Source organism: Sinimarinibacterium arenosum, assembly GCF_005047655.1.
In the GTDB taxonomy this organism is placed as follows: domain Bacteria; phylum Pseudomonadota; class Gammaproteobacteria; order Nevskiales; family Nevskiaceae; genus Solimonas.
This window is the reverse complement of sequence record NZ_SUKF01000002.1, coordinates 153,309-179,662: the sequence shown is the minus strand read 5'-3', so window position 1 is coordinate 179,662 and position 26,354 is coordinate 153,309. Positions and strand designations below refer to the sequence as shown.

Below are 26,354 nucleotides of genomic sequence, written 5' to 3'. Positions count from 1 at the left end.
ACCGAGACGGGGGCCTAGCCGCGGCGCCAGGCGTGGAACTTCTCGACCCAGCGCAGCAGCGCTTCCGGTTTGTGCGCCTGCTTCCACTGGCCGGCGACGTATTTGTTGGCTTCGGCCAGCGTTGGATAGATGTGGATGGTGCCGAGGATCTTGTTCAGGCCGATGCCGTGACGCATTGCCAGCACGTATTCGGCGATCAGATCACCCGCGTGTTCGCCCATGATGGTGACGCCCAGAATCCTGTCCTTGCCCGGCACGGTCAGCACCTTGACCAGCCCATGTGCCTCGCCGTCAGCGATCGCGCGGTCCAGCTCGTCGATGTTGTAGCTTGAAACCTCGTAGGCAATGCCGCGGGCCTTGGCGTCGGTTTCGTTCAGGCCGACGCGCGCGACTTCCGGCTCGGTGAACGTTGCCCACGGAATGACGGAATAGTCGACCTTGAACTTGCCGCCGCGCAGTGCCAGCAGCGGCTCGAACAGCGCGTTGACTGCGGCATACCACGCCATGTGCGCGGCGGTGTGGGTGAACTGGTAGGGCCCGGCGACGTCCCCGCAGGCATAGATGTTCGGGAAGTTGGTCTGCAGGAAATCGTTGACCTCGACCGTGCGCGCGGTCTTGACGCCGAGTTCCTCCAGGCCGAAACCCTTGAGCCGTGCCGAGCGACCGACTGCGACCAGGATCTGATCGAAAGCGACACGCTGTTCGCCGTCGGCCGTTTCGCAAAGCAGAAACTTCCGGCCGTTTTCAACCACGACCGCCTTGGCTTTGGTGTTGACGCGCACGTCGATGCCCTCGGCGTCGAAACGTGCCCTGACCGCGGCAGCGATCTCCGGGTCCTCGCGGCCCATGAGCTGCGGCAGCATCTCGACCTGGGTGACCCGGCTACCGAGACGGGCGAAGGACTGTGCCAGCTCGCAGCCGATCGGACCGCCGCCGAGCACGACCAGCCGCGGCGGCAGCTCGCGCAGCGACCACAGGTTGTCCGAGGTCAGATAGCCGGCTTCCTTGAGCCCGGGGATCGGCGGCACGAAGGGTTCGGCGCCGGTGGCGAGCACGATGGAGCGTGCGGTGAGTCGCTCGCCATTGACCTCGACGGTCCATGGATCGATCAGCCGTGCCTCGCCCTGGATGCATTCGACGCCCAGGCTGGTATAGCGCTCAACTGAGTCATGCGGCTCGATGGCCCGGATCACCGTCTGTACCCGTTCCATGACCTTGGCGAAGTCGGGCCTGCCGGTGACGGCGTCGAAGCCGAACTCCGAGGCGCGATCCAGATGGCTGGCGAACTTGGCGGAGCGGATCAACGCCTTGGACGGTACGCAGCCGTAGTTCAGGCAGTCGCCGCCCATCTTGTGCTTTTCGATCAGCGTCACCTTGGCTTTGACCGCTGCGGCGATATAGGCGCTGACCAGCCCGGCCGAGCCGCCGCCGATCACGATCAGGTTGCGGTCGTAGCGTGCGGGGCGGGCGTAGGGGGCATAGACGCGCCGTGCCTTGATCCAGTCGACCAGCTTCTTTGCGATCAGCGGAAAGATGCCCAGCAGGATGAAAGCGCCGAGCAGTCCGGGCGACAGAATGCCGCGCAGCGAGGTGATTTGCGCCAGCTGCGTGCCGGCATTCACGTAGACAATGGTGCCGGCGAACATGCCGACCTGGCTGACCCAGAAGAAGGTGCGCGCCCGCATCGACGTCAGGCCCAGCAGCAGGTTGATCACGAAGAACGGGAACAGCGGCACCAGGCGCAGTGTGAACAGGTAGAACGCGCCATCGCGTTCGATGCCGGCGTTGATGGCCTTGAGCTTGTCGGCGTAACGGGACTGGATCGAATCGCGCAGCAGGTAACGCGCGACCAGAAACGCGCCGGTGGCGCCCAGCGTGGAGGCGAACGAGACGATCACCGTCCCCCACAGCACGCCGAAGACCGCGCCGCCGGCCAGCGTCAGCACCGCGGCGCCCGGCAGCGACAGTGCCGTCGTCAGCACGTACACCGCGAAATACACGCCGGTTGTCAGCAGCGGATGCGCGTCGCGGTACGCGACCAGACTGACGCGCTGCGACTGCAGATACTCCAGCGAGAAGTAGTGCCCGAGATCGAAAACGAAGAACGCGACAATGGCCGCGGCGATGAGTCCCAGCAGCAGCAGTCTGTTTTTCATATTGGCTTGCGAAGGGCGGGTCGTTGGCGGGTTCAGATGCCGAGGCGGTCGAGCACGGCGATAAACTCTGCGGGTTCCGGACGCACGCGATAGTTGTCAGTCAGGTCCGCGTAGACGATGCGGCCTTCGGCATCGGTTATCAGCACGGTTGGCATCGGCACGTCGCCGTCGTAGCCCAGGACCTGCAGCCCGGTGGGCAGGCCGTTTTCGGCGAGAATGCCGAGCTGACGCGCGGCCGCATTGTCGCGGTCGACCATGAACGTCATCGGTGCGTCAAAACGCTGTGCCAGATTCTGCGTATGTGTGGCTGGCTGCGGACTGATCAGGACAACCTCGGCGCCGCGCTGTGCCAGTTCGCGGTACTGACCCGCGACTTCGCGGATCTGCGCCATGCACAGCGGGCACCAGTTGCCGCGGTAGAACACCCACAATACCGGCTTGCCCAGAAAGGAGGCCGCCGCACGGGGAGTGCCATCGACCGCTTCAAGGGCAAAGGCCGGCAGCACGCGGCCGAGCGCCAGACGTTCGGAATCGCGTGCGGCAAACCGCGAATACCAGAATACGTACAGCACGGTGCCGACCACGCCCAGTCCAAAACTCAGCCAGGTTGCGACATGCGCGGGGCCGACTTCGATCAGAGAGATGGCCGTTCCTGCTACGCCCGCAACGATCAGGGACCACAGATTGGCACTGGTGCGCGCCACCGGGCGCAGCAACAGCAACGCGAAGAATGTGGCGATGGGCACGCAGGCGATCAGGACGCCGGCCCATGCCGCAGGTTCATTTCCGAGCAGCAGCTGCCAGACCGCGACACCGCAGGCGACGAATGCCGCGGTCATGAAAGTCGATACGTACAGCGATTTCAGCAGGTTCAAGGCAGGCACTCCGAGGCCGGCGGCGAGTTTTCGCGAGACCGGTATCGTAGGGGCCGCAGACCGCGGCCGCACGGTGCGCGCGTCCTTGATCTATGTCCGAGCGTCCAGAATGAGGTTGCTGCGAACATGTGTCGTGCTCCGGGTGCCTACGGTGTGGGCCAGCGTGCAGTTCGACGCCGGCTGTGGTCATCCTGTGGCCGTACGATTTTGACGGAACAGTGTTCGGCGCGCCCGGTCGTATACTGCGATGGCGCGCGAGATCGCGCGGATCGGTCTCAGAAAGCACGGCCTACGGGCCGGAGGAGAAAACGATGCAGTCCGATTCTGTGCAGGAACAGGCGCTGCTGCTGGCGCAGCTGGAGGCGCTCGCCGATGCCCGAGTGCCGGACGCCGAGCAACGGCTTTTTCGCAACTTCCTGCGGCACTACTACGAGATGGCCTCGCAGGACGCCTTGCGACTGCGCAGGCCGGACGAGTTGTTCGAGGTCTGCTATCGCCACTGGCAACTGGCACAGACGCGCAAGCCGGGTCAGCTGCTGCTGGAGCTGCGCCAACCTGTAGAGGGCGACACGCGGCAACTCGCACAGCTCGACAGCGTGGTCGAAGACATGTCGTTTCTGGTCGATTCGGTGTCGATGGCGGTACGTGCGGTCGGCAGCTCGATTGACTGGCTTGCGCATCCGGTCCTGAGCATCCGTCGCGATGCTTCCGGCAAACCGATTCATGTCGGTCCGCTGCAATCGGGTGAGCGCAATGCCGAATCGCTGATCCACCTGGAGTTCGAACCGCTGCACAGCGCCGAGCGCGATGCGTCGCTGCAGGCCGATCTGCAGCAGGTGGTCAAGGACCTGCGCACGATCGTCATCGACTTTCCGGCCATGCGCGCGCGACTGCGGGAAATGGCGGATGCGATGCAGCTGCCGCCGCCGGGGGGCAACCTCGAGGAATTCGCCGAAGCGCGCGAGTTTCTGCAGTGGCTGGACGACGGGCACTTCACTTTTCTGGGCGTTGCCGAGACCGAGGCGGTGAGCGAAGGCGATCAGGCGCGCTTTGCGATGCGTCCGGAGGCGTCGCTGGGGCTGGCGCGTAACGGCGCACGCTTTGCAGATCCTGACCAGTTGATCGCACCACCGGCCGAGCTCGACAAGTACACCGAGTCGACCCGGGTCGTCGTGGTGACCAAGGCCAATCATCGTTCGACGGTGCATCATCCCGAGTACATCGACGTGGTGTCGGTGCGGCGTTTCCGGCCTGATGGCGGCGTCCTCGGAATCTGCCGCTTCATCGGACTGTTCTCTTCCGACGCCTATATCGAGCGGCCCAAGAACATTCCCCTGATTCGGCGCAAGGCGGAGTACGTGATGCATCGCTCGCGGTTGCGCGAGGACTCGCACTCCGGCAAGAACCTGCGTGACATCCTGCATCAGCTGCCGCGCGACGAGCTGTTTCAATCCTCCGAGCAGGAACTGTTTGACGTCTGCATGGGGATCCGCGCCCTGCGCGACCGTCAGCAGCTGCGTCTGTTCATGCGGCGCGACCGCTACGGTCGCTTCTACTCCTGCATGATCTATCTGCCGCGCGATCGCTATTCGCGCGAGTTGCGTGATCGGATCGCTGCCGAATTGATGACGATCTGCAACGGGATCGGTGTCGACCGCACCATCGAGTTCCTGCGCCAGAGTCTGGCGCGGATCCACTACATCGTGCGCACGCCGCCTGGCACTACGATTCCGTTGACCACCACGCAGGTCGAGGAGCGCCTGATCGCCGCCACGCGCTCGTGGCGCGACCAGCTGCGCGAAGTGCTGCGACGCGGCGGGCCCGGTGAACTGGTCGCAGCGGCCGGCTTCATCGACGGATTCGCGCTGTCGTACCAGGAAATGGTGACGCCGCTGGAAGCGGCGGCCGATCTGCAATATCTGGTTCAGCTCAACGCCGAACATCCGGTGCTGCCGCGCCTGTTGGTCGACACCGCTGCGGCCGGCGACGTCTGTCCGATACGGCTGAAGCTGTATTGCTGGAAGCAGCCACTGCCGCTGTCGGACGTGCTGCCGACGCTGGAGAATTTCGGGCTGCGCGTGATCTGGCAGGATCCGACTGAAGTGAGTCAGCGGACCGGTGATTCGATGTGGATCCAGGATTTCCAGATCCAGGTCAGCGGTGGTTGTGCACTGTCGCCGGAGCAGCAGCGTACGTATTTCGAACAGGCGTTCCTGGCGACATGGACCGGTGCATGCGAGAACGACGGGCTGAATCGCCTGGTGCTCGGCGCAGGGCTGGATGCGCGCCAGGTCGTCGCGCTGCGGACCTTGACCAAATATCTGATCCAGACCGGCTTGCCCTACAGCCAGGACTATATGGAGCGGTTGCTGGCGGCACACGCGCCGATCGCGCAGCTGCTGGCACGGTTATTTGCCACACGCTTCGATCCGCAGATGGCTGAGGACATGCGGCATGCGACAGAAAATTCGCTGTCGCAAGCGCTCGACGAACGACTGGATGCGGTGATCACCCTGGATGGCGATCGGGTCTTACGCGCATACGCTGCAGTGGTGCGCGCGGTTCTGCGCACCAATTATTTCCAGCCGGCGGCCGATGGCAGCGACAAGCCGTACGTCAGCATCAAACTGGACCCGCGCAAAGTGCCGGAGCTCCCGGCGCCGTTGCCGATGTTTGAAGTATTCGTCTACTCGCCGGATGTCGAAGGCATTCATCTGCGCGGGGGTCGGGTCGCCCGCGGTGGCTTGCGCTGGTCGGATCGTGCACAGGACTTCCGCACCGAAGTCCTCGGCCTGATGAAGGCGCAGATGGTCAAGAACGCGATCATCGTGCCAGTCGGCGCCAAGGGTGGATTTGTCGTCAAACGCGGCGATCCCACTCAGCGCGACAGCTGGCTCAAGCGCGGCATCGAGTGCTATCAGACCTTTCTGCGCGGGCTGCTGGATATCACCGACAACCGCGTCGGCGACGACATCGTGCCGCCGGCATCGGTGCGACGCTATGACGATGACGATCCGTATCTGGTCGTCGCCGCCGACAAGGGCACTGCGAGTTTTTCAGACATCGCCAACGCGGTTGCCGAGGAATATGGCTTCTGGCTCGGTGATGCGTTTGCTTCCGGCGGCTCGGCCGGCTACGACCACAAGAAGATGGGCATCACCGCCCGCGGTGCCTGGGAAGGGGTCAAGCGACATTTCCGCGAACTGCCGAGAGCTGATGGCGCCAGCGGTGGCATCGACATTCAATCCGAGTCGATCACCGTGGTCGGCATTGGTGACATGAGCGGCGACGTGTTCGGTAACGGCATGCTGCTGTCGCGCAAGCTCAAGCTGGTCGCTGCGTTTGATCATCGGCACATCTTTATCGACCCCGATCCTGATCCCGAGATCAGCTATCAGGAACGCGAACGATTGTTCGCGCTGCCGCGTTCGTCCTGGGCGGACTATGACAGCGGAAAGTTGTCTGCCGGCGGAATGATCGTGCCGCGCAGCGACAAGCTGATCACACTCGCGCCGGAAGCACGCCGGGCGCTGGGCATCACGCTGGAGAAACTGACGCCGCTGGAACTGTTGCGCGAGATTCTGAAGGCGCCGGTCGATCTGCTGTGGAACGGAGGCATCGGCACCTACGTCAAGAGTCATCACGAGTCGCACCAGGACTGCGGTGATCGTGCCAATGATGCAATCCGCGTCAATGGCCGTGACCTGCGTTGTCGCGTGGTTGGCGAGGGCGGAAACCTCGGATGTACCCAGTTGGGTCGTATCGAGTATGCGCTGCAGGGCGGCGGTGGCAGCGGTGGCTGCATCAATACCGACTTCATTGACAACGCAGGCGGCGTTCACAGCTCCGATCGCGAGGTCAACATCAAGATCGCGCTGAACCGGCTGATGGCCGAGGGCGAGCTGACACGCGAGGTGCGGGATCCATTCCTGGCGTCGATGACCGGTGACGTCGCAAAGGCGGTGCTGGTCGATAACTACGTGCAGTGTCTGGCCATCAGTCTGCTGGAGCGGGATGCCGCAGAGCGACTGGATGAGCACACCAACCTGATGCGCACGCTGGAGCGTGACGGGCTGCTGTCGCGCGCGGTCGAATTCCTGCCGGATGACGAAGGGCTGAAGGAGCGGCGCAGCGCCGGAATGGGTCTGAGCCGGCCCGAGTTGTCGGTGCTGGTGTCGTACAGCAAGATTTCACTGTTCAATGCGGTAGTGCATTCCGATGTCCCGGACGACCCGTTCTTCGAGCGCGATCTTCTGAGCTACTTCCCGCCGGCGATGGTCGAGCAACATCGGGAGTCCTTGGTCCGGCATCGCCTGCGCCGCGAGATCATCGGCACCATCCTGTCCAACGCCGTGGTCAATCGCATGGGGTTTGCCTTCGCGCATCGTTTTGCCGATGACTATGGCGTCGAGCGTGCGACGGTGGTCAAGGCCTATGCCATCGCGCACGAGATTTTCGAAGGTGATCGCTACTGGTTGCCGATCCAGGCGCTGGACGGTCAGGTCCCCGCCGCGCTGCAGCTGCGTCTGTTCAGCCGCGCCATCGGACTGATGAAGCACGCCACCAGCTGGCTGATCAGCGATCACTGGGACCAGCGGCCGGTTGCGGAGGCAGTGACCCATTTCCGCAGCGGCATCGCCGAACTTGCAGAAACGCTGCCGCAGATTCTGTCACCCAGCTACCGTAGCGACTGGGACAAGGCGGTCGCGGGCATGCGTGAAGATGGCGTACCCGAGGCGCTGGCGCAGCAGTTGGCCAACACCATGGTGCTCGGTTGTGCGCCGGACATCATCCAGCTCGCCACCGGTGCCGGCGTTTCGGTACGGCAGGCGGCCGGCGTCTATTTCGAAGTCGGCGATCGTCTGCACATTTTGTGGCTGCTATCGGCGGTGTTGGGACTGCGCCTCACCAGCAAGTGGCAGGCGCTGGCGCGTGCGAACCTGCGTGAGGACACCTATCGGCTGCACCGCAACGTGGCCGAACTGGCGTTGCAGCATCCCGGCGCGACACCGCAGGAACAGGTCGAAAACTGGGTGCAGTCCAATCCTGCGCGGATCAACTTCGGGATGCGCCGGCTGCAGGAGCTGCAGATGCTCAACGCGCATGACTTCATGACGCTGGCTGTCGGTGTTCGCGAGCTGCGCAAATTGAGGGCGCTGGCATGAGTCAACGCGTTTTCGTGACGGGGGGCTCCGGTTACGTCGGCCGCAATCTGATCCGGCACCTGTGCGCGCGTGGCGACACCGTTCGTGCGCTGGTGCGCACTGATTCATCGGCCGCGGTCGTCGAAGCATTGGGCGCTGAGTCGGTGCGCGGCGGGCTCGACGACATCTCTGCGATGCGGGTCGGCATGGCGGGCTGCAATGTGATCTTTCACGCCGCGGCGCGGGTGGATGAATGGGGCCCGAAGCAGGATTTCGAGCGCGACAACGTTGACGGGACCCACAACGTCATCACTGCGGCACGTGCTGCCGGCGTGCCGTGTCTGGTTCACGTCAGTACCGAAGCGGTGCTGGCGGACGGTCGTCCGATTCGTGATGCCGATGAATCCCGTCCGCGTCCGCAGCATCCGTTGCCGCGCTATCCGGCGACGAAAGCCGCATCGGAAGCGCTTGTGGTCGCCGCCAACGAACCGGCGCTGCGTACGGTGGTGATCCGTCCCCGTCTGATCTGGGGTAACGACGACACGTCGGTGGCAGCGCAGCTTGAAACTGCGATCTTGGCCGGACGTTTCATGTGGATCGGCGGCGGCCGGTATCCGACGTCCACCTGTCACGTCGATAACCTGTGTGAGGGGCTGTTGCTTGCGGCCGAGAAGGGCCGGGGCGGTGAAATCTACTTCGTCACCGACGGCGAGCCGGTCGAGCTGCGCAGCTTCATTACCGCGCTGCTGCGCGCGCGTGGTGTCCGGGTGCCGGACAAGTCGGTGCCGCACGCCGTGGCGCTGGCACTGGCGATGGTGACGGAAGCGTTGTGGGAACGTCTGCATCTGAAGGGCCATCCACCCGCAACCCGCACCGCGGTACGCCTGTTCGGTGAGTCGGTGACTGTTCGCGATGACAAGGCACGCAGAGAGCTCGGGTACGTTGGACATGTATCGCGCGATGAGGGGCTGCGTCGTCTGTCGGTGACGCCGGCGTAGGCGAAAGATACGCGCTGCATCCGCAGAGACCCGATGCGCGAGGCGCTTCGTGTGCCCATGCATCACATGGCGGCGTCGCTCCTCGCTGGATCCGAGGAACTCGAGGAGCTGGGCCAGAATATGCGTGCGGGATGTTTGACTGCGCAAGCATTCGAGCTAATACTTGCGCAATCAAATAACAATCAATCATCAATGCCATGGTCAACAGCCCTGAAACCGAGCTTCTCGTGACGCTCGCAAACGTGCAGAACAGGATCGAGAAGCGTCTCAGCGGACCGCTGTCCGCGCACGGCATCAGCCTGACCGACTATCTGGTTTTGCGTCAGCTCTACCAGGCACCGCAGCAGAAGTTGCGTCGGATCGATCTGGCACAGCGCGTGGGCCTGAGCGCATCTGGCGTGACGCGCCTGCTGAATCCGATGCAGAAGATCGGACTGGTCGACAAGGAGGATTCGGCGCGGGATGCGCGGGTCAGCCTAGTGTCCTTGAGTCAGGCCGGAGCGCGCATCTACAGCGAGGCGCAAGCATCGTTTGATCAGGCGGCTCAGGACCTTCTGTCACCGCTCGGTGAAAGGGATCGGGCCGCGTTGATGCGGATGGTGCTTGCATTGTCGTGACTGCAGCATCCGACGCGGACCCGCCCGGACTTGCCGGCGGGGCAGCATGCAGGACGTTAGCGTGTGCCGGACTGCAGGGCGCTCCGGCCAGGATCGATCAATGGGAAAGGAGTTGAAGTGACGACTCAGACTCAGGAAATTTCGCCGATGGTCTGTGCGCGAAGCGCAGGCGTGCTTTATCTGATCATCATCGCGTGCGGCATCGCTGGAGAAGTGTTCGTGCGCGGCGGACTGGTCGTTGAGGGAGACGCTGCGGCAACCGCAGCGAGAATCCTTGGGGCGCAGGGGCAGTTCCGCATCGGCTTCGTCCTGGATGCACTGATGTTGCTCAGCGATGTCGCGATCGCGGTGCTGTTTTACGTATTGCTCAAGCCGGTCAGCGCAACGCTGGCGTTGATGGCTGCCGCGTTCCGGCTGACGCAGGCCGCGATACTCGGCATGAATCTGTTGAACTACTACGCCGCGCTGCTGGTGCTGGGGGGAACCGTTGAGGCGGCGGCTCTTGGGTCGGACCAGCAGCAGGCACTGGCCAGCCTGTTTCTCGATCTGCATCGGCATGGCTATGACCTGGGCCTGCTGTTCTTCGGGTGCTCCAGCATGATTCTGGGTTCGCTGGTCGTCCGTTCGCCACGTTTTCCCGCGCTCCTCGGCTACGGACTGATCGCCGCAGGCGTGGTGTATCTGGCTGGCAGCTTTATCCGCTTTGCATGGCCTGAATTTGCGACGAGCTTTGAGCCGGTTTACGGCGTGTCGCTGGTCGCGGAGCTGTCGTTCTGTCTGTGGTTGCTGTTTCGCGGAGTCAGAAACGTGCCATCAGGCGAGCCGTCCGCTCGCGCCGTCCGCGCGTGATGCAAGTACGGAATTCTGATGACTGAGCAAGTGAACAAGCAGCTGTTGATTGATTTTGTCGAGTCGGTCTGGAACACCGGCGATGTTGAGGCCGCGGATCGCTACATCGCGCCCGTCTACACAATCCATCATGATCCTGGCGATCCTTGGGACCAGCAGGAGCTTGACCGTGCGGGCGACAAGGAGCGGGTCAGACGCTCGCGGGCCCCATTTCCGGATCAATGCTTCCGAATTCACGGTCTCGTTGCTGATGCCGATCGAGTGGTCATGACCTGGCATTGGAGCGCGACGCATCAGGGCGATCTGCCGGGATTTCCTGCCACCGGCAATGCGATCCGCATGTCCGGCGCCACCGTCTACTATGTTGAAAACGGGCGATTCACCGGCCATTGGCAGATCACCGATCGTCTTGGCGTCTACGCACAGCTCCGTCAGGGGCAGATGACCTCATCAATGTCCTGATTTCGGTTCGCATGTGGCCTTGGTCGGGGCGGCTTGTGGTATCAATTCATCCGGGGAACTACATGTCGTTACGTGTCGCTGCTTGTAGTTGTGGGCAGCTTCAAGCCCAAGTCGAGGGAGAACCTTTCCGGATCTCCATTTGTCATTGCCTGGCGTGCCAGCGTCGAACGGGTAGCGTCTTTGGCGCACAGGCGCGATTTGCCAGGGAACAAGTGCGCACTACCGGGTGCTCGAACGAGTATGTGCGTACCGGAGATGAGGGCACCAGGATCACGTTTCACTTCTGCCCAACCTGTGGTGCGACCGTCTTCTACGAATCCGAGGGCATGGAGGCATCCATTGCCATCCCGGTGGGGGTGTTCGCCGATCCGGGCTTTCCGTCACCTCGCTTCTCGGTCTACGAGGCGTGCATGCATGCCTGGGTGATTCGGCCCGAAGGCGCGGAGCGCATGCTTTAGGTCTGCTTTGATTCGGTTGCTGTGGAACCCTGCGTCTGGTTTGATCGCGGTCTGGTTTACGCGGCGCCGTTGCAAGCGGTGTCAGCGCACGAGTTGTAATTTGCAATATCCCATTGAGGCGTCAGACGCCGAAGAGAATTAGATGACGGACTGCAATATCGAGGAGCGTTATATCGAGGTTCCCGGCGGCCAAATTTTTGTCCGGATTTGGACGCCGCAGCGGGTCACGACACCGACTCCAATGGTGCTTCTGCACGATTCGCTGGGCTGCGTTGATCTGTGGCGCGACTTCCCGGCGGCTTTGGCGATGGCGCTGTCGCGCCCGGTCATTGCGTATGACCGTCTGGGTTTCGGAAAATCGAGTCTTCGTGATGCGCCGCCATCCAGCCGTTTCATCAATGAGGAAGCGGACGTGTATTTCCCGGCGATCCGTCGGGCTCTGGGTGTCCACAGGTGCTCACTGATGGGGCATAGCGTCGGCGGTGCGATGGCTGTTGTGATCGCTGGTTCCGGCGACTTTGAATGCGAAGCGGTGATTACCGAATCCGCGCAGGCATTTGTCGCTGATCTGACCTTGCAGGGCATCCGCGCGGCCAAGGCCGATTTCCATCTTCCGGGGAAGATTGAACGGCTTGAAAAATGGCATGGAGACAAGGCGCGATGGGTGCTGGATGCCTGGACAGAGGTCTGGCTCTCAAACGAATTTTCAGGCTGGTCTCTCGATGCGCATCTGGGCGCTGTCCAATGTCCCGTGCTCGCAATTCACGGTGATCTGGACGAGTTCGGTCCTGAGGATTTTCCGCGAACGATCGTCGAAGGTGTTTCGGGTCCGGCGGAAATGACGATTCTGAGCGGCTGCGGTCATGTGCCGCACCGCGAGCAGTCTTCAGTGGTACTGGAGCGGATCTCCGGGTTCCTGGCGACGCACGACGTGCAGGCTGCTCGGGATGAGTGTGTCGCTTAGAGCGCTCAGTAGGTCTTTGCTGCCTACGACGTACTGCGGGTTCAGGTGGCAACGAGCAGTTGTCAGGCGACGCTATGCCAGATGGGGCAAGGCCAGAAATTCCTGTGACTGCATTTCGGTGAGGCGCGACTGCGTACGTTGAAACTCGAAGCGCAGTTTCTCACCGACGTAAAGCTTCTCCTGCGGCACTTCCGCCGCGATGATCAGCTTGACGCCGCGGTCGTAGAACTCGTCGACCAGATTGATGAAGCGACGTGCTGCATCCTCATGGAACGGGGTGAGCTGCGGTACGCGCGACAGCAGTACCGTGTGGAAGGTGCGTGCAATCTCGATGTAGTCGGCGGCGCTGCGCGGACCTTCGCAGAGATTGGCGAAGTCGAACCAGACCACGCCTTCGGACATGCGGCGGCTACGGATTTCGCGACCGTGGATCTTCAGAGCTTCGTTGGCCTGGCCGGGCTCCGGTGAAATTTCGGAGAACCAGCGTGCCATGTTGTTCTCCGCAATGGCGTCGCAGGGATGGTGATAGATCTCGGCGTGCGTCAGCGCACGCAGCCTGTAGTCGGTGCCGCCGTCAACATTGAGTACGCGCACGTACTGCTTGAGCACGTCGATGAACGGCAGGAAGTTGGCGCGCTGCAGTCCGTTCTCGTAGAGCCGGTCCGGCGGAATGTTGCTGGTGGCGACCAAGGTAACGCCCGCCGCGAACAGGCTTTCGAAAAGACGGCCAAGAATCATCGCGTCGGCGATGTCGGACACGTAGAACTCGTCGAAGCACAGCACGCGCACGTCAGCGGCGTACTCGGCGGCGACCAGCTTCAGCGGATCACGTTCATCCGGATATTTGCGACGGCGCTCATGCACGTCGAGCATGAAGCGATGAAAGTGCGTGCGCAGTTTTCCGGCTGCGGGAAGCGCCTCGTAAAACGCATCCATCAGGTAAGTCTTGCCGCGACCGACGCCGCCCCACATGTACAGGCCGGGCACCGCGGTCCAGCGCGGCTTGCCGAAGCCAAAGCGCTTTCTGGGCGGGCTGCCTACGATGGACTCGTAGACCCGCTGCAATGCGTCGACCGCGGCGGCCTGTGCGGCGTCATGTACGAAGTCCTCGCGCGCGAGATCACGCTGATAGCGTTCACGTGGGGAAAGCGGGGTGCTTGCAGGCATGCGGTGTCGCGTCAGCGCAGCGATTCGCCAAATACGGCGGCGAGGTGCGGGTTCAGAAACAGGCCACGCGGATCAAGTTCGCGCCGTAACGCGCAGAAATCGTCGAAGCGCGGATACATGGTGCGCAGCTCGTCATGGGTGTGCGGATGCACCATGCCCCAGTGCGGACGACCGCCGTGACGTTCCAGCACTTCGGCGACGACCGAGAAGTAGCCTTCGAACGGCGTATCGGGATACGCGGGGACCGCCACGCAGGCGCTTTCGCGACCGGTATGCGGTGACAGCCACAGTGCGTCGGATTTGACGAAGCGCACTTCGATCGGGAAGTGCACGCGGAAGTCGAGCGCGCGGATGATCTTGTCCAGCGCTTCGATCGCGGCCGGCAGACGTTCAACCGGCAGGGCGTATTCGAGGGCCTGGAAGCGCGCGAAGCGGCGGAATGCGTAGGCGTCACGCGCGTCGACGACGTTGCTGCGGGTGGCATTGCGGCGCGTCAGCATGCGGCCGAAGCGTTCCGCCGTCCGCGGCGCGCGCCGTGCCGCGATCGCGATCGAGCTGTAGATGCGGCGTTCGAGACTGTGCGTCAGCGTGTGTCGGACCGGACTCAGCCACGACTTCGGATCGCGGGTGACGTCGAGTGCGCGCACGATCACCGAGTTGGCGTAAGGGAACCAGAACAGCTCGGCGTTGCGATGATCGCGGCGCAGCTCGTTGAGCCGTTCCATCGCCACACCCAGCGTGGTGCTGGCCGTGCTGGATACCAGCTTGTAGTCGTCAACGCACTGCAGCTCCACATGCGTGATGACGCCGAGCGCGCCAAGCGAAACCGCGGTGGCGCTGAACAGCTCGGCATCGGTGTCGGGCCGGACTTCGCGCACGGTGCCATCGGCGCAAACCATGCGCAGGCCGGTGACCAGGGTCGACAGATTGCCGAAGGCGGCGCCGCTGCCGTGACTGGCGGTGCTGATCGCGCCGGACAGGGTCAGTCGGTCGTTGTCGGGTGCGTTTTCCAGCGCCAGCCCACGGTTGGCCAATGAATGTGTCAGGCGCCGCAAGGTGGTGCCGGAGCGCACCCAGACGCGCTGGTTTTGCACGTCGGTCGATTCGATCCCGGTGAACTTGGCCAGCGACAGATGATTCTCGTCGCTCCAGCACAACGGCGAAAAGGACCGTCCAGCTCCCACCGGGCGCAGGCGTTCGCCTTCTTCTGCGGCACGCAGCACTTCAGCCTGGATCTGTTCGATCGTGACCGGCTGGGCGTGGTTCGTGACTTCGCAGTGCACGGTGCCGGCCCAGTTGGTCCAGGTGTCGGGATGGCGTCGGCTAGGCATGTTCGGGGGGAGTGTCTTGCGGCCGGGTTTCGGCGCGACCGCGCGAAGGATACCGGATCAAGCCGCGAGTTCCGACTGCGGCGACGGTTCGAGTGGGGCGCGATCGCTTTCTCCGCACAGCGCGAGAACTTCGCGTCGAACTTCCTCGCGCAGGCGCAGCGCGGCATCGCGGTCGGTTCCGTCGGGATAGCGGGCGGGCCGGAAGCGCACTTCGATCGGGCTCCAGCGCGGCAGCTTGCGCCCCCCGCCGTAGACCCGACGGGTGCCGGTGATCGCCGCCGGCACCACCGGGACGTTCTCGCGTGCGGCCATCAGAAACGCGCCGGCCTTGAACGGCAGCAGCCCGGGCTCCGCTTTGAAGGTGCCTTCGGCAAAGATCGCCAGCGGCTCGCCGGCGTGCAGGCGACGCATCAGTTGTCGCGTCAGCCGTGCGCTTTCGCGCGCGGCGGCGCGATTGACGAAAACCACACCCATGCGACGCAGGGTCAGCCCGACCAGTGGCCAGCTGGCGGCGCCGTCCTGAACGACGAAGGTGTATTGGCGGGGCAATGCCGCAGTCAGCACCAGACCGTCCAGATAGCTGGCGTGATTGGAAACGACGATGCAGTGGCGGCGCAGCACATGCTTGGTGTCGTAAACGCGGAGCCGTACGCCCATGCAGCCGAGCATCAGTCGCACACCGATGCGGCCAAGTTCTCGCCGGATGGCCAGGGTCGGGCCGATGATGACCATCAGGCACACGAAAAAGGCGGCGATGACGAGCATCGGCGCGGCAAGCGCTGGGTAAATGCGTTCCCGTAACAGTCCGGTCATGGCGCGGTATTAGACATGAAACCGGCCCGCCGCGGGCGGCCGGCACGCGATGCGGTGGACGGGTAAGCTGCGCCGCCATGGGAAGACGCATGACATTGCCGGTTGCTCCAGTGGCTGACGACGAGGACCGTGCCGCGGTCGATCGTTTTGTCGACCGGCTGTGGATGGAGCGTGGCGTGATGCCGAATACACAGGCCAGCTATCGCTCGGATTTGTTGTTGCTGGCACGCTGGCTGCGGCCACGCGGCATCGCGCTGGTTGCGGCGGGCGAGGCGGACCTGCGCGAGTACCTGGTTGCGCGTGCGCTGAGTCCGCGCAGCCAGGCGCGGTTGCTGTCGTCTCTCCGACAGTTCTATCGCTACCTGCTGGCCGACAGTCAGCGCCGCGACGATCCCAGTGCGCGGCTGGATTCGCCGAAGATGGGCCTGCGCTTGCCCAAGACGCTGAGCGAGGCGGATGTCGAGCGCCTGCTGGCGGCGCCGGATGCCGAAACCCCACTGGGCCTGCGTGACCGCGCAATGCTGGAGCTGATGTACGCCAGTGGTCTGCGCGTGAGCGAGCTGGTCGACCTGCAGCGCACCGGCGTCGATCTGCGTTCGGGCGTGGTGCAGCTGGTCGGCAAGGGCGGCAAGGAACGCCTGGTGCCGATGGGAGAGCTGGCGATGGACTGGCTGCGCCGCTACGTCACCGAGGCGCGGCCGGAACTGGCCGGCGCGCGCAATCCCGATGGCCTGTTCCTGACCGCACGCGGCGAAACCATGACGCGGCACAACTTCTGGCGCCTGATCAAGCTGTACGCGGTGCGTGCGGGCATCCGCGCCTCGCTGTCGCCGCATACGCTGCGGCATGCGTTTGCGACGCATCTGCTCGAGCACGGTGCGGACCTGCGTGTAGTGCAGTCCCTGCTCGGGCATTCGGATCTGTCGACCACCCAGATCTATACCCATGTGGCCCAGCAACGCCTGCGTGAGCTGCACGCGCAGCACCATCCGCGCGGATGACTCTGCGCGGCTGCGGAATCTTGTGCCGGACGTGCTGTCATAATGAACACCCTGAATTCGACTGAACCACCGTTCCCGATGATGACCCTGACCCGTCGCGGCACTGCCGCTGCCGCTGCCCTGATCGGCCTGCTGACCGCGGCCTGCGCCCCAGAATATTCGTCCGACACCGCCGCCAAGGCGCAGGACGAGACCGCTGCAATGGCTGATCCGGTCATGCCACAGGGCGTGCCGGGCGAGCCGGTTCCGCTGGATCAGATTCGCAAGATGCTCGCCCATGCGATTCCGGAACTGGGCGCCAATGCGGTGCGACCGGCGCCCGCGCCCGGAATGTATGAAGTGCAGAGCGGCAGCCTGTACGGCTATATCACCCAGGATGGCCGTTATCTGATCGAGGGCGATCTGATCGATTTGCAGACCGGTCAGAGTCTGACCGAAAACGCACGCAAGACCGACCGCCTGGCCAAGCTCGCCGCGCTGGGCGAGGACAAGATGATCGTGTTCACGCCCGAGGGCGGTGCGGCCGCCAATCGCAAGGTCACGGTGTTCACCGACGTCGACTGCGGCTACTGCCGCAAGCTGCATCGTGAAATGGATCAGTACCTGGCCAAGGGCATCGAGATCCGCTACGCGTTCTATCCGCGCTCGGGTCCGGATACCGATTCGTTCCGCAAGGCCGAGGCGGTGTGGTGCTCGGCCGATCGCAAGGAGGCGATGACCGTGGCCAAGCAGACCGGCAAGGCCGACGGCCCGGTCGACTGCGAAAATCCGGTGCGTGAGGAATGGGAGCTGGGGGCTGAACTGGGTCTGCGCGGCACGCCGATGATGATTCTGCCCAACGGTGAAGTGGTCAACGGCTACGTCCCGGCCGGTCCGTTGGCCGATCGTCTGGCTGCGCTGGATCAGGCCGGCTGAGCCTTGAGCAGTCTGTGAACGCAAAGCCCGCCATCCGGCGGGCTTTGTCGTTGGGGCGGAGGCGCAAATCGCAGGTTTTGAGACTCGAAGCTGGCACACTGGTCCGCATCCCTTCCATTGACGATCTGTCTCCCGCACTGTCGCCGTGAGTCCAACCGAATCCTTCGCCGAGGTGCCCTACGACACGCTGCCGCCGATCGCGCGCACGGCGCTGTTCGAGCAACTGTCCGCCGACGCGGAATCGACCTGGGTGCTGTGTAGCGGCAGCCGTCTGGCGCAGCACTTGCAGGACGCGTACGGGCGCTGGCAGATCGCACGCGGCTGCGAAGCCTGGCCGACGCCGACGATGCTGGCGCCCGAGACCCTGCTGCGCGAGTCCGCGGCGCGTAGCCTGCGGCGCCGCTGGCGGGATGGCGAGCATGCTCGGGCGGTGCTCAGTGACGCTGAGTCCGACCTGTTGTGGCGTCTGGTGGTGGCCGAGTCCCCCGGTGAGCAGGTCTTGCTGCGGCCGTCCGAGGCGGCGCAGCTCGCGGCGCAGGCCTGGCGGATGTGTCAGGACTTCCATCTCTCCTTGCCGCTGCCGGCGGCGACCGCGGACGTTGAACGCTTCAATACCTGGGCCGAGGCCTACCGTCTTCGTTGCGAACGCATCGGTCGTGTCGATGGCGGCGCCGCCCGGGCGCAGCAGATCGCCGCGCTGGCCGCTGATGCCGGGTTGCCGGCACAGCTGGTGCTGGCTGGGTTCGACGCGCCGCCGCCGTGGCAACGCCAGGTGTGGTCGGCGCTGCAGGCGCGCGGGTGTCGTCTGCAGCGACTGGCCGAGCCGCAGCCCCGTGCCACGCCGCGCGCTGCGGTGGCGGCGGATGCCGCGCAGGAGCTGCGCGCCTGTGCGCAGTGGGTGCGCGAGACCGCGCTGCGCGAGCCGGATGCGCGCATCGGCGTGGTGGTGCCGGATCTGGGCGCGCGCCGCGCCGATCTGCAGCGCGTGTTCGACCAGACGCTGTGCCCGAGCCTGGACAGCCTGAATCCGGGGCGTGCGCAGCGGCCCTACAACTTCAGTCTCGGCGAGGCGCTGCCGCAACTGGGACTGGTGCAATGCGCGCTGCAGCTGCTGCGCCTGTGCGTAGAGGGGCTGGATCTGGCGGCGGCCGGCAGTCTGCTGTGCTCGTCGTACTGGGGTCAGCGCGGGACCATCGAGGCGGATGAAACTGCGGACAGCGAGCGCCTGCAGCGCGCCGAGCTGGATCGCCGGCTGCGTGAGGACGGCCATCTGCGCGTGGACCTGAATACGCTGCTGCGGGTGCTGCCCGAGTCGGCCGGATCGGGCGCGCTGGCGCAGCGTCTGCGCAAGCTGCAGGCCGCACGCGCGCAGGCCGGTCGGGCTGACCCGGCCGACTGGTCGGAGCGCTTTAGTGCCTGGCTGGATCTGGCCGGCTGGCCCGGGCCGCGCGCGCTCGACAGCATCGACTATCAGGCGGTGCAGGCCTGGCGCGAGCTGCTCGGCGCTCTGGGCGCGCTCGGCGGCGTGCTTGGGGCGGTGCCGGCGTCCGGCGCGCTGCACCAGCTGCAGGTGCTGGCGCAGGGCCGGGTGTTCCAGCCGCAGACGCCGCCGGTGCGGATCCAGGTGCTCGGTGCGCTGGAGGCGCAGGGCCAGACCTTCGATGCGCTGTGGGTGCTGGGCCTGGATGACGAGCGCTGGCCGCCGGGCGGGCGGCCGAATCCCTTCATTCCGTTTGCGCTGCAGCGCCAGCACGGCATGCCGCACGCGTCGACCGCGCACGAGCTGGCCTGGGCCGAGCGCATGACCACGCGATGGCGTGCGGCGGCGTCCGAGGTCGTCTTCAGCTGGGCGGCGATGGACGGCGAGCGGCCGCTGTCGCCGAGTCCGCTGATCCGGGACGAGGCGGCGCAGGCCGAGCCGCTGGATGCGAGCGGGCTGCCGCCCGCGTGGATCGCGCAGCGCGCCGTGGTGGAGATCGAGACCCGCGCCGATGCCTATGCGCCGGCGCCGCGCCCGGACGCCGCGGTGCCCGGGGGCGCCCGGCTGCTCGGCGATCAGGCGCGCTGCCCGTTTCGCGCCTTTGCCACGCATCGGCTCGGCGCGCGTGCGCTCGAACAGCCGGGGCATGGCCTGTCGCCGATCGATCGCGGCGAGCTGGTGCATCGAAGCCTGGAGACGATCTGGCGCCAGCTGCGCACACAGGCCGGGCTGCTGGCGCTGAGTGACGACGCGCAGGCGCAGCAGGTGGGTACCGCGGTCGATGCCGAGCTGGAGCGGCTGCAGCGGATCGCCCCGCAGCGGCTCGGCAATGGCCTGCGCCGGCTCGAGGCCGAGCGTCTGCGGAACTTGCTGCACGACTGGCTGCAGCTGGAGCGCGAACGCCCGCCGTTCATCGTCGAACTGATCGAGGGCAGCACGGTGGACGCGCCGGAGGCCGCGCAGGGGGATGCCCAGCTGGTGCGCTTCGGCGAGCTGCTGTTGCGGCTGCGTCCGGATCGCGTCGACCGCCTCGAAGACGGCGCGCAGCTGGTGATCGACTACAAGACCGGCGCCAGGCGGCCGTTGCCGTGGCACGACGGTCGTCCGGAGGAGCCGCAGTTGCTGATCTATGCGCTGACGCGGGCGGACACGCGCGCGGTGGCCTACGGGCGGCTGGTGCAGGGACAGCTCGGCCTGGACGGCATTGCCGACGATGCCGAGCGCGTGCCCGGCATCAAGGGCTATGCGCAGATCAACGAGACCAAGGACGCCAGCAGCTGGGACGGTCTGATGGGGCGCTGGCGCGGCGAGCTGGAGACCGTGGCCGACGAGGTGCGCCGGGGCTTGGCTAGCGTCACGCCCAAGCACACGCGGCAGTCGTGCCGCGACTGCACTTTGCATGCGCTGTGCCGCATCCATGAGGCGCAGCCCGGCGCCGCCTTCGACGACGATGCGGAGGTGCTGGCATGAGCGCCGATCCGCAGCGGGATGCGATTGCCGACGCCGCCGAGCGCGAGGCCGCGCTCGATCCGTCGCGCAGCTTCATCGTCCAGGCGCCGGCCGGCTCGGGCAAGACCGAGCTTCTGACACAGCGTCTGCTCGCGCTGCTAGCGACGGTCGACGAGCCCGAGGAAGTCGTGGCGATGACGTTCACGCGCAAGGCCGCGGCGGAGATGCGGCATCGCGTGTTCGGCGCGATCAGCCGTGCGATGGATGCCGAGCCGCCGGCGTCGGCGCATGCGCGCAAGACCTGGACGCTGGCGCGTGCGGTGCTGCAGCGCTCGCAGGCGCGCCAGTGGCGCCTGCAGGACACGCCGCAGCGGCTGCGCATCGTCACCATCGATTCGCTGTGCGCGCAGATCACGCAGCAATCCCCATTGACCTCCGGATTCGGGGGGCGTGTCGCGGTGACAGAATTTGCCGAGCCGCTGTACCGCGAGGCGGCGCGTGCGGTGCTGGATCTGCTGGATGCCGACAGCCCGATGGCGCAGCCGGTCGCGCGCGTGCTGCGGCATTTCGACAATCGCAGCGGCACCCTCGAACAGCAGCTGGTCAATCTGCTGCCGCGGCGTGATCAGTGGCTGCGGCTGGTCACGCGCGAGCAGCGCGCGCAGCGGCCGCGCGAGGCGCTGGAGGCGGCGCTGGACTGGGTGGTCACCGACGCCGTGCAGCGCGCGGCCCAGGCCGTGCCCGAGTCGCTGCGTCTGGCCTGGTGCGAGTCCGCGGCGTACGCGGCGCAGACGCTGGCGCCGGAGGATGCACGGCATCCGCTGCGCCGGCTCGGCGCCGACGGCTGGCCGGAGGTGGGCGCGGCCGCCTTGCCGCAATGGCATGCCCTGGTCGATCTGGTGCTGACCGGCACCGGAACCTGGCGCAAGACCGTCAACGTCAAGAACGGTTTTCCGGCCGGCAAGGGCGAGCCGCAGCAGCGCAAACAGGATCATCTGGCGCTGATCGAGGCGCTGGCGCAGGTCGACGGGCTCGACGCGCTGCTGGACGCGCTGCGCGGCCTGCCGCAGCCGCAGTATTCCGATGCGCAGTGGGCGGTGCTGGAGGCGCTGCTGGATACGCTGCTGCTGACGGCGGCGCAGTTGCGGCTGGTGTTCGCTGCGCGGGGCGAGGTCGACTTTGCCGAGATCGCCGGGCAGGCGGTGGCGGCGCTGGGCGACGCCGAGGCGCCGAGTGAACTGGCGCTGCGCATGGACTATCGCGTGCAGCATCTGCTGGTCGACGAGTTCCAGGACACCTCGGAGGGGCAGTGGCAGTTGCTGCTGCGGCTGACCGCCGGCTGGAGCGAGGGCGACGGCCGCACGCTGTTCGTCGTCGGCGATCCGATGCAGAGCATTTACCGGTTTCGGGAAGCCGACGTCGGCCTGTATCTGCGTGCCTGGCGCGATGGCATCGGCAACCTGCGGCTGCATCCGCTGCGGTTGCGCTGCAACTTCCGCTCCTGCGCGGCGGTGGTGGCGTGGGTCAATGACGCGTTCGCGCGGGTGCTGCCGGCGCAGGCCGATCTGAATCGCAGTGCGGTGCCGTACAGCGCGGCGATCGCGACCCAGCCCGATCCCGAGGGCGACTGCGGCGTGACCGTGCACCCGCTGATCGACGCGGGTCCGGCGCAGGAAGCTGAATGGGTGGTGGAGCGGGTGCGCGCGGCGCGCGCCGCCGCCCCGGACGGTTCGATTGCGATCCTCGTGCGGGGACGCGGACATCTGCTGGAGATCGCGCCGCGCCTGCGCGCCGCCGGCATCAACTATCGCGCGGTCGACATCGAGAGTCTGGCCGAACGGCCGGTGATCGAGGATCTGCGCGCACTGACCTGGGCGCTGCTGCATCCGATGGATCGCAGCGCGTGGCTGGCGCTGCTGCGCGCGCCATGGTGCGGACTGGTGCTGGCCGATCTGTATGCGCTGGCCGGCGAACTGCCGGCGTCGCAGAGCCTGCTCGCGGCGCTGCGCGATCCCGAGCGCCTGGCGCGGCTCAGCGTCGATGGCGCCGAGCGCCTGCAACGGACCCTGGCGGTGATCGACGCCGCGCTGGCCGAACAGGGGCGGCGTCCGCTGCGGCGCTGGATCGAGGCAACCTGGGTCGCGCTCGGCGGGCCGGGCTGTGCCGGCGATGCCGGCGCACTGGCCGACGCTGCGGTGTTCTTCGACTGCCTGCAGCAGCTCGCGCCTGGCGCGGTGCTGGACGATTTCGATCAGCTGGATCTGGCGCTGGCGCAGCTCAAGGCCAGCCCCGATCCGGCGTCCGATGGCGGCGTCAGCCTGATGACCATCCACAAATCCAAGGGGCTGGAATTCGACACGGTGATCGTGCCCGGCCTCGCGCGCGGCACGCGCAGTGATGACCAGCCGCTGCTGGCCTGGGCACACCTGACCGATGTGCTCGGTGAAAGCCGCCTGCTGCTGGCGCCGGTGCATGCGCGCGGCGACGAGCGCGATCCCGCGTTCGACTTCGTGCGTGGCATCGAGTCCGGCAAGCAGCAGTTCGAGGATGCGCGCCTGCTGTATGTGGCGGCGACGCGTGCACGCCGCCAGCTGCACCTGTTCGGCGAGGTCCGGCGTCAGGTCGGCAAGGATGACGGGGCCGTCAGCGTGCGCGCGCCGACCGCGCGCAGCCTGCTGGCGCGGCTGTGGCCGGCGGTGGCGGCCCAGTTCGAGCGTGCGGCCGCGCAGGCCGGCGACGTCGCGTCGTCCGTTGCGGGGGGCACGGATCGTCCGGTACCGCCGCTGCGCCGGCGCAGCGGCTTCGAGTTGCCCCTCCCGGCGGCAGGGCTGCCGCTGGTCGAGGCCGTCACCAGCGGCGGCGGCGAAGCACTGCGCTTCGACTGGGCCGGCGAGCTGGCGCGCAGCGTCGGCGTGGTGTTTCACCGCTGGGCGCAGCTGATCGCCGAGGACGATATCGATACCTGGACACCTGAGCGCTGCGCCGGCGTGTTGCCGCTGCTGTCGGATGATCTGCAGCACGAGGGGGTGCCGGCGGCGCGCTGCGATTCCGCGGCGCAACGCGTGCAGGCGGCGCTGGCGAATCTGCTGGCCGATCCGCGCGGTCGGCGCCTGCTGGACCGCCGTCTGGAAGGCGCGCGCAGCGAGTACGCGGTGACGGCAGTACTGGACGCGGTGCCGCGGCGGCTGGTGATCGACCGCAGTTTCGTCGATGACGGCGTGCACTGGATCGTCGACTTCAAGACCAGTACGCACGAGGGGGGTGATGTTGCCGGCTTCGTGCGCCAGGAGCTGGAGCGTTACAGCGGGCAGCTGCGCGCGTATTGCACGGCGCTGCGCCGGCTGGAGGCCGGGGCGGGCGGGCGACCGGTGCGGGCGGCGCTGTATCTGCCGCTGATCGAGGATCCGGCACTGCGCTGGATCGAGCTGCCGGACTGACGCCGGCCGCCGGACATGAAAAAGGCGCGCTGCCGTGGGCAGCGCGCCTGGGTTCAGGCGTTGGCGATCAGCGTTCCAGCAGTGCCAGCTTGTCCGGCTTGCCGTCCCACTCCTTGGCGTCCGCCAGCGGTTCCTTGCGCTCGGTAATGACCGGCCATTCCTTGGTCAGGGTGGCGTTGATTTCGGTGAAATGCGCCTGATCTTCGGGCACGTCGTCCTCGGCGAAGATTGCCTCGGCCGGGCACTCGGGCTCGCACAGGGTGCAGTCGATGCACTCCTCCGGATCGATCACGAGGAAATTCGGACCTTCATGGAAGCAGTCGACCGGGCAGACTTCCACGCAGTCGGTGTACTTGCACTTGATGCAGTTTTCGGTAACGACAAACGTCATGACGCACTCTGAAATCGGGGCCAGTTAGGGCGCGTAGTCTAAACCATCGTGACGACGCGATGACGAATAAGGATCACGGCGACGGCATCCAGGGCCGGTGCCGAGCATAGACCGAGAGATGCCCAGCTCACTCGTCCGTTGCGGTGACGCGGATTGGCAGACTCGTGGTGTTGATGCTCTGGCTCATCGAGATCGAGGAGCTGATCTCCTGCACACCCTCGATCTGCGACAGCTTCTGCCAGACGAAGTGCTCGTAGTCCTCGACGCTGGGCACGACGATCTTCAGCAGGAAGTCGACATCGCCCATCAGGGTGTGGCACTCGATGACCGGCGCCAGCCTGGCGACGGCATCCAGAAAGGTCGGCAGCGCGTCGCGATTGTGACGCGACATCTTCACGTGCGCGAACACCATGATGCGCAGGCCGACCTTGTGATGGTCGAGGATGGCCACGCGCTCGCGGATCACGCCGGCGTCGACCAGCTTCTGGATGCGACGCCAGACGACGGTCTTGGATGAGGCCACGCGCTCGGCGATGTCGGCAACGGCCAGCATTGTGTCGCGCTGGATCAGGTTGAGGATGCGCACGTCCAGCGCGTCGAGACGGATCTTCATTTGTTTCGAATTAATGCATGAATCCGGAACATTATTCCGTTTATGTGACCTAATTCAAATACAAAAGAACGAAATTCCCTGATTTCATTTCTAGACTAATCGGACTGTTTCGCATCCTTGCTGCGCCCGGTCGGAGTCCGATGTCCATGAGCGTGTTCGATTCACCCGCATTCGATGCCCACGAGGGCGTGCATTGCTTCCACGACGCAGAGAGTGGGCTGCGCGCGATCATCGCTGTGCATTCGACCGCGCTCGGCCCTGCGGCCGGCGGCTGCCGCCTGTGGAGCTACGCCAGCGCCGATGCGGCGATGACCGACGCGCTGCGCCTGTCGCGCGGCATGAGCTACAAGAATGCCGTGGCAGGGCTGCCGCTGGGCGGCGGCAAGGCGGTGATCCTGCGTGACCCGCAGCGTGTGCCAACGCCGGCGCTGTTCGAAGCCTTCGGGCGCGTGGTCGATCAGCTCGGCGGGCGGTATGTGACGGCCGAGGACGTCGGCGTCAGCGTGGCCGATATGGAAGCGGTGGCGCGGCGCACACGTCATGTCTGTGGTCTGTCGCAGCGCGACGACGGCAGCGCCGGTGGCGACCCCTCGCCGAAAACGGCGTATGGCGTGTTCTGCGGGATCCGCGCCGCGGTGCGTGCGCAGCTGGGCCGCGATGACGTGGCCGGTTTGCGCATCGCGGTGCAGGGCCTGGGGCACGTCGGCTGGCATCTGTGTGAGCTGCTGCATGCTGCCGGCGCCCGGCTGGTCGTTGCCGATCTGAATGCGCAGACCGTCGAGCGGGCGCGGGCGCAGTTTGGCGCCGAGACGCTGGGGGTCGACCGCATTCTGTTCGCGCCGGTGGACGTGCTGGCGCCCTGCGCACTCGGAGCGATCCTGAATGCCGAGAGCATTCCACAACTGCAGACCCGGATTGTTGCCGGCGCGGCCAACAACCAGCTCGCCACCGATGCCGACGGCGAGCGCCTGCGCGAGCGCGGCATCCTGTACGCCCCGGACTACGTGATCAATGCCGGCGGCATCATCAACGCCGGCGCCGAGTACCTGCAGTCGATGGACGAGGCGGCGGTCATGGCCAAGGTCGCAGGTATCGAGCAGTCGCTGCTGGACATCTTCGATCGTGCGAACGAGCTTGGCGTGCCGACGCATCGCATTGCCGATGAGCTGGCACGCCGTCGCATCGAGGAAGCGGCGCGGATGCATCGCAGCACGATGCGCGCCGCCGCCTGACG

At 65.7% G+C, this 26,354-nt stretch carries 19 protein-coding genes; 12 read left to right on the top strand and 7 right to left on the bottom strand.

Annotated features, from left to right (window positions below; translation table 11 throughout):
* Window positions 1-14: 14 nt before the first annotated feature.
* The gene (locus E4T66_RS04300; RefSeq protein WP_136847676.1) at window positions 15-2,156 is read right to left on the bottom strand and encodes an FAD-dependent oxidoreductase; all 2,142 of its coding nucleotides are present in this window, start codon (window positions 2,154-2,156) and stop codon (window positions 15-17) included.
* 32 nt (window positions 2,157-2,188) lie between these two features.
* The gene (locus tag E4T66_RS04295; protein WP_136847675.1) at window positions 2,189-3,031 is read right to left on the bottom strand and encodes a peroxiredoxin family protein; all 843 of its coding nucleotides are present in this window, start codon (window positions 3,029-3,031) and stop codon (window positions 2,189-2,191) included.
* A gap of 311 nt (window positions 3,032-3,342) precedes the next feature.
* Between E4T66_RS04295 and E4T66_RS04290 the strand changes: the two genes are divergently transcribed.
* The 7 genes from E4T66_RS04290 to E4T66_RS04260 all read left to right on the top strand — a co-directional run bounded on the left by E4T66_RS04290 (window position 3,343) and on the right by E4T66_RS04260 (window position 12,523).
* Window positions 3,343-8,196 (top strand): NAD-glutamate dehydrogenase, encoded by a 4,854-nt coding sequence (locus E4T66_RS04290; protein WP_136847674.1) that lies wholly within the window; start codon window positions 3,343-3,345, stop codon window positions 8,194-8,196.
* Window positions 8,193-9,173: an NAD-dependent epimerase/dehydratase family protein gene (locus E4T66_RS04285; RefSeq protein ID WP_136847673.1), complete on the top strand. Its 981-nt coding sequence runs from the start codon at window positions 8,193-8,195 to the stop codon at window positions 9,171-9,173. The genes E4T66_RS04290 and E4T66_RS04285 overlap by 4 nt, the downstream gene beginning before the upstream one ends.
* A gap of 227 nt (window positions 9,174-9,400) precedes the next feature.
* Window positions 9,401-9,790, top strand: a complete 390-nt coding sequence (locus E4T66_RS04280; protein WP_211242757.1) for a MarR family winged helix-turn-helix transcriptional regulator — start codon at window positions 9,401-9,403, stop codon at window positions 9,788-9,790.
* Window positions 9,791-9,907: 117 nt separating this feature from the next.
* Window positions 9,908-10,639, top strand: coding sequence for a DUF4386 domain-containing protein (locus E4T66_RS04275; RefSeq protein ID WP_211242756.1), 732 nt, complete (start codon window positions 9,908-9,910; stop codon window positions 10,637-10,639).
* 18 nt (window positions 10,640-10,657) lie between these two features.
* The gene (locus tag E4T66_RS04270) at window positions 10,658-11,101 is read left to right on the top strand and encodes an ester cyclase (RefSeq protein WP_136847671.1); all 444 of its coding nucleotides are present in this window, start codon (window positions 10,658-10,660) and stop codon (window positions 11,099-11,101) included.
* 62 nt (window positions 11,102-11,163) lie between these two features.
* A complete protein-coding gene (locus tag E4T66_RS04265; RefSeq protein ID WP_136847670.1) occupies window positions 11,164-11,559 on the top strand; it encodes a GFA family protein in 396 nt (131 codons plus the stop codon).
* A 142-nt stretch (window positions 11,560-11,701) separates the two neighbouring features.
* Window positions 11,702-12,523 carry an alpha/beta fold hydrolase gene (locus E4T66_RS04260; protein WP_136847669.1) on the top strand — a complete coding sequence of 274 codons (822 nt, stop codon included), beginning with the start codon at window positions 11,702-11,704 and terminating at the stop codon, window positions 12,521-12,523.
* A 72-nt stretch (window positions 12,524-12,595) separates the two neighbouring features.
* Here E4T66_RS04260 and zapE read toward each other — a convergent pair whose 3' ends face one another.
* From zapE to E4T66_RS04245, 3 genes are read right to left on the bottom strand one after another with little or no spacing between them, the layout of a single operon-like run.
* A complete protein-coding gene (gene zapE / locus E4T66_RS04255; RefSeq protein ID WP_136847668.1) occupies window positions 12,596-13,690 on the bottom strand; it encodes a cell division protein ZapE in 1,095 nt (364 codons plus the stop codon).
* 11 nt (window positions 13,691-13,701) lie between these two features.
* Window positions 13,702-15,021: a D-arabinono-1,4-lactone oxidase gene (locus tag E4T66_RS04250; protein WP_136847667.1), complete on the bottom strand. Its 1,320-nt coding sequence runs from the start codon at window positions 15,019-15,021 to the stop codon at window positions 13,702-13,704.
* Between the two features lie 57 nt (window positions 15,022-15,078).
* Window positions 15,079-15,834 carry a lysophospholipid acyltransferase family protein gene (locus E4T66_RS04245; RefSeq protein ID WP_136847666.1) on the bottom strand — a complete coding sequence of 252 codons (756 nt, stop codon included), beginning with the start codon at window positions 15,832-15,834 and terminating at the stop codon, window positions 15,079-15,081.
* 89 nt (window positions 15,835-15,923) lie between these two features.
* On the opposite strand from E4T66_RS04245, the gene xerD reads away from it, so the two are divergent.
* The 4 genes from xerD (at window position 15,924) to E4T66_RS04225 (ending at window position 24,116) form a co-directional block, all read left to right on the top strand.
* Window positions 15,924-16,835 carry a site-specific tyrosine recombinase XerD gene (xerD, locus tag E4T66_RS04240; protein ID WP_136847665.1) on the top strand — a complete coding sequence of 304 codons (912 nt, stop codon included), beginning with the start codon at window positions 15,924-15,926 and terminating at the stop codon, window positions 16,833-16,835.
* Window positions 16,836-16,877: 42 nt separating this feature from the next.
* Window positions 16,878-17,750, top strand: a complete 873-nt coding sequence (locus E4T66_RS04235; RefSeq protein WP_136847664.1) for a DsbC family protein — start codon at window positions 16,878-16,880, stop codon at window positions 17,748-17,750.
* Window positions 17,751-17,895: 145 nt separating this feature from the next.
* Window positions 17,896-20,700 carry a PD-(D/E)XK nuclease family protein gene (locus tag E4T66_RS04230; protein ID WP_136847663.1) on the top strand — a complete coding sequence of 935 codons (2,805 nt, stop codon included), beginning with the start codon at window positions 17,896-17,898 and terminating at the stop codon, window positions 20,698-20,700.
* Window positions 20,697-24,116 carry a UvrD-helicase domain-containing protein gene (locus E4T66_RS04225; RefSeq protein WP_136847662.1) on the top strand — a complete coding sequence of 1,140 codons (3,420 nt, stop codon included), beginning with the start codon at window positions 20,697-20,699 and terminating at the stop codon, window positions 24,114-24,116. Before E4T66_RS04230 ends, E4T66_RS04225 begins: the two co-directional genes overlap by 4 nt.
* 67 nt (window positions 24,117-24,183) lie before the next feature.
* On the opposite strand, the gene fdxA is transcribed toward E4T66_RS04225, so the two are convergent.
* Window positions 24,184-24,507: a ferredoxin FdxA gene (fdxA, locus tag E4T66_RS04220; RefSeq protein WP_136847661.1), complete on the bottom strand. Its 324-nt coding sequence runs from the start codon at window positions 24,505-24,507 to the stop codon at window positions 24,184-24,186.
* A 127-nt stretch (window positions 24,508-24,634) separates the two neighbouring features.
* Window positions 24,635-25,120 carry an Lrp/AsnC family transcriptional regulator gene (locus tag E4T66_RS04215; RefSeq protein ID WP_136847660.1) on the bottom strand — a complete coding sequence of 162 codons (486 nt, stop codon included), beginning with the start codon at window positions 25,118-25,120 and terminating at the stop codon, window positions 24,635-24,637.
* A gap of 146 nt (window positions 25,121-25,266) precedes the next feature.
* Between E4T66_RS04215 and E4T66_RS04210 the strand changes: the two genes are divergently transcribed.
* Window positions 25,267-26,352, top strand: a complete 1,086-nt coding sequence (locus E4T66_RS04210) for a Glu/Leu/Phe/Val family dehydrogenase (RefSeq protein ID WP_136847659.1) — start codon at window positions 25,267-25,269, stop codon at window positions 26,350-26,352.
* Window positions 26,353-26,354: the final 2 nt, after the last annotated feature.